Source organism: Thioalkalivibrio sp. (assembly GCF_041690275.1).
GTDB lineage: Bacteria > Pseudomonadota > Gammaproteobacteria > Ectothiorhodospirales > Ectothiorhodospiraceae > Thioalkalivibrio.
Genome location: NZ_JAWLHP010000070.1, coordinates 9,264 through 12,892 on the forward strand (window position 1 = coordinate 9,264; position 3,629 = coordinate 12,892).

Below are 3,629 nucleotides of genomic sequence, written 5' to 3' on the forward strand. Positions count from 1 at the left end.
CAGGGGTGTAGTGGTCAAGTCTTTCCGGACACGTCGATAGGTTGTTTAGCTGCCATTGTCCGCTCGTAGGCGGTGGGCGGCAGGTAGCCCAGGGTCGAGTGGATCCGAACCGTGTTGTAGAACCCGACGATGTAGTCGGCGATGTCCCGGGTCGCCTCGCCACGATTGGCGTAATCGCGCTGCCACACACGCTCCATCTTCAGGTTCAGGAAGAAGCGCTCGGCCACGGCGTTGTCCCAGCAGTTGCCGCGCCGGCTCATGCTGGCCCGAGGAAGAAAAAGAGAAAAAGGGGACGGAGGGATTAGGGATTGCCCTGTTCCCCGCTGCCCGCTCTCGCCGGCCGGCCCCGTTGCGCATGACCGAAGCGAACGCCGAACTGTCGCTCGACTCGTGCGCGGAAGGCGTCACCCCCGACAGGCTGGCACTAGCAGATGGTGCGGCGGATCGCGGAAAACCGCCGGCAGCCCCCCGGGTCCAAGAAGCAGGCCTGGCGGTTGCTCCCGTGCTGGACCAGGTGATACGGCAAGCCCGCGACATGGTGGCGTGCCCTCCTTGGCATCGGGCCCCCTCCCCGGGCGTCCAGCCCGATGGACTGCTTGAAACGGTCTGCTCAAAAGACTTGGACAGGACCTGCGACCGGTCAAGTTTTAATCCCTCCGTCCCCTTTTTCCTTTTTTTCTTTTCTTTTTCCTAGTTCAGGTATTCAACCTGAAGGCCAGCAACGCGCTGAAATTTGGCGTCGCCAGTCATGAAGAGGTGTTGCTCGCCGAGCTGCAGGCAACTGGCGGCCTGTAGGGCATCGGGCGTGCGGAGTCCGTGGCTGACTCGAATGGCCGTGGCCAGTTCGACGACGTCGCGGTTGAGTTCAATCCAGATCAGGTCGGGCCGCGCAAAGAAGCCGTCGTAAGCATGCAGCAAACCGACTTGGTTCTGCTTCGTCGGCCCCACGCGCGCTTCGAGCCAGGTGAGTCGGCTGATCGCGAGTTGGAGCGCAGGATCCTGTTCTGTCAGCGTGCTGAGACGATTGCGCACCCGGCTGCGGAACGGCTCCTCGCTTTCAAGCAGATAAATGAGTGCGCTGGTATCGAGAAAGACGATCACCAATCGCGCTCCGCGGCGAGCGCGGCATCGATTTCTGTCTTGCTGCGCGGCGGGGTTGCTTGCGGCAGCTGGGTGGAGAGCAGCCACTGCACGGCAGTCATGCCATCCGCCGGCAATTCGATCTGGTTGTGCGTCAGGCGCGCGTAGTCTTCTTCGCTGAGGACCACGGCGGCCGGTTTGTTGCGCTTGAGAATGTGCAAAGGCCCAGCACGCAGGCCTTCCTCGATCGCGACCATGCCGCGTCGTTTCAACTCGGCAGCGGTGAGGACATTGTCCAAGGCGTCCTCCTGAAAAGTACCAATTGGCTACAAATAGTACTTGTCAATATGCTTTTTGTACAGTTTTGAGTGGAGAAAGGGGACGGAGGGATTAGGGATTGCCCTGTTCCCCGCTGCCCGCTCTCGCCGGCCGGCCCCGTTGCGCATGACCGAAGCGAACGCCGAACTGTCGCTCGACTCGTGCGCGGAAGGCGTCACCCCCGACAGGCTGGCACTAGCAGATGGTGCGGCGGATCGCGGAAAACCGCCGGCAGCCCCCCGGGTCCAAGAAGCAGGCCTGGCGGTTGCTCCCGTGCTGGACCAGGTGATACGGCAAGCCCGCGACATGGTGGCGTGCCCTCCTTGGCATCGGGCCCCCTCCCCGGGCGTCCAGCCCGATGGACTGCTTGAAACGGTCTGCTCAAAAGACTTGGACAGGACCTGCGACCGGTCAAGTTTTAATCCCTCCGTCCCCTTTTCTTCGTCCGCCCCCGGCGGCCGAGCGCAGCAGGGTGCCGATGTACATCGCCAGGACCACCTGCGTCGCGGGGATGTGCCAGCTGAAGTCGGCGAGCGACACCAGCGCCAGGGCGGCGAGACCGGCGTAGAGCGCGATGCGCTCGGTGCTGGGGCGGGCGGCCCGGATCAGCGCAATCGCCACCGCGACCAGCAGCGCGGCGCCGATCACGCCCATCTCGACCAGCCACTGCAGCAGGTCGTTGTGGGCGTAGTCCCACCATTGCCCGATGTGGCCGGGCTGGATCTGCTTGAACGCGGCCTCGAAGCCGCCGAGCCCCACCCCGTGCACCCACCAGGCGAGCGGGAACTCGGTGAGCATCAGGCCGAAGATCTCGAAGCGCCCGTCGTGCAGCCCCGTCTGGAGCAAGCGTTCCGCGAGCGGCAGAAGACCGTACCAGGCGGCCGCCAGCAGCCCGGCCCCCAGGGCGAGATACGCGGGCCACACCGGCGCGCCGCGCAGAACCCGCCAGTGACGGGACCACAGCACCAGCGCGATGACCATGCCCAAGAGCCCGGCGGTGCTGCCGAGCCGCGAGGCACTGCCGAGCAGCGCGGCCCCGATGATCGCGCTGGTGATCAGGCTGCCCGCGATCTTGATCTCCTTCGAGCGGCGGTCCAGGAGCGGCATGTCCCGGATCCACCACACGGCCACGGCGAGGGGCCACAACAGCGCGAGGTAGGCGGCGAAGAGGTTCCGGTTGCTGAAGCTGCCGTGCACGGAATCCGGGTTGTTCCGCTCCCAGATGCCGAGGATGGTGTCCGAGCCCATCGCGTGGGCACCGATACCGTAGACGGCCTGGAAAACGGCGCTCGCCGCCAGCAGCAGCCAGAGCACGTTGCGCTGCCCCGCGGGCAGGCTGTAGGCGATCCAGGCCACCGTGAACAGGGCGACGAAGGCGGCCCAGCCGCGCAGCGTCGCGCCCACGTCGGGCGACCAGTGGCGCGGCGCGAATTCGGGATGGCTCCAGAGCGCCTCGGGATAGGGCCCGAAAGCGGCCGCGAGGGCCGGCACGGGGGCCACCTGCAGCAGTATCAGGGCGGTGAAGACACCGGCAAACACCAGCCAGGCCCGATCCGGCCCGGGCAGTGCATGCCGCCCGGGCCAAAGGGCCGCGAGCGCGGCCAGGAAGGCGCCGGAGGTGAGCAGCAGCAGGCTCGTGGACATCGCATCCATGGTGCGGTTGCCGAGCATGAACGGCAGCGCGAGCGCGATGGCGGCGACGACCAGTGTCGCAGGCCACGGCAGCGGCGCCCGCATGCCTCGGGCATGACCGCGCCGCCGGGTACGCCGCGACCGCCGGGTGCGGGCCGGCCGGACGTCAGTAGCTGATGCGGTCAAGGCGCCACTCGCCGCCCTGCTCCACGACGCGGTAGCGGATCGGGCCCGACGCGCCTACCGGATCGCGCCCGGGGTATACCACCTCCAGCTCGAACCGCCCGGTCACGTCCCACGCGCTGCCGTCCCGGCGCACGTTCTCGATGTCGACGCGCATGCGCCGCTCCTCGGTCTGATCGAACAGTTGCGAGTAGCTCTGGCGGAACCAGTCACGGCCCCGGTTGGCGTTCTCGGCCGGGTTATCGCTGAGACGGTTCATGAAGGCGCCAAGGTCGCCCCGTTCGAAGGCGGTGCTGTAGCCCTGGATCGCCGCGCGGACCTGCTGCTCCACTGGTTGCGCGGCGGGTGGCGCTGGAGCGGGTGGCTCGGGTTCCGGGGTTGGTTCCGGGGTTGGTTCCGGGGTTGGTTCCGGGGTT

At 66.7% G+C, this 3,629-nt stretch carries 4 protein-coding genes and 1 pseudogene; all 5 read right to left on the reverse strand.

Annotated features, from left to right (window positions below):
* Positions 1-14 precede the first annotated feature (14 nt).
* A pseudogene (locus ACESMN_RS11910) lies at positions 15-263 on the reverse strand (integrase core domain-containing protein); the annotation flags it as partial.
* Between the two features lie 427 nt (positions 264-690).
* A complete protein-coding gene (locus tag ACESMN_RS11915) occupies positions 691-1,101 on the reverse strand; it encodes a type II toxin-antitoxin system VapC family toxin (RefSeq protein ID WP_373053823.1) in 411 nt (136 codons plus the stop codon).
* Positions 1,098-1,379 carry a type II toxin-antitoxin system Phd/YefM family antitoxin gene (locus ACESMN_RS11920; protein WP_373053824.1) on the reverse strand — a complete coding sequence of 94 codons (282 nt, stop codon included), beginning with the start codon at positions 1,377-1,379 and terminating at the stop codon, positions 1,098-1,100. The genes ACESMN_RS11915 and ACESMN_RS11920 overlap by 4 nt, the downstream gene beginning before the upstream one ends.
* Before the next feature lie 430 nt (positions 1,380-1,809).
* Complete coding sequence (locus ACESMN_RS11925) at positions 1,810-3,135, reverse strand: O-antigen ligase family protein (RefSeq protein ID WP_373053825.1); 1,326 nt, start codon at positions 3,133-3,135, stop codon at positions 1,810-1,812.
* 61 nt (positions 3,136-3,196) lie between these two features.
* Positions 3,197-3,629: YybH family protein (locus ACESMN_RS11930; protein WP_411293931.1), on the reverse strand; the 433-nt coding region annotated here is incomplete at its 5' end.

What these genes read in the sequence shown, in the direction of transcription:
- ACESMN_RS11925 (WP_373053825.1), bottom strand. Translation starts at nt 3,135, where the DNA reads ATGCGGGCGCCGCTGCCGTGGCCTGCGACACTGGTCGTCGCCGCCATC.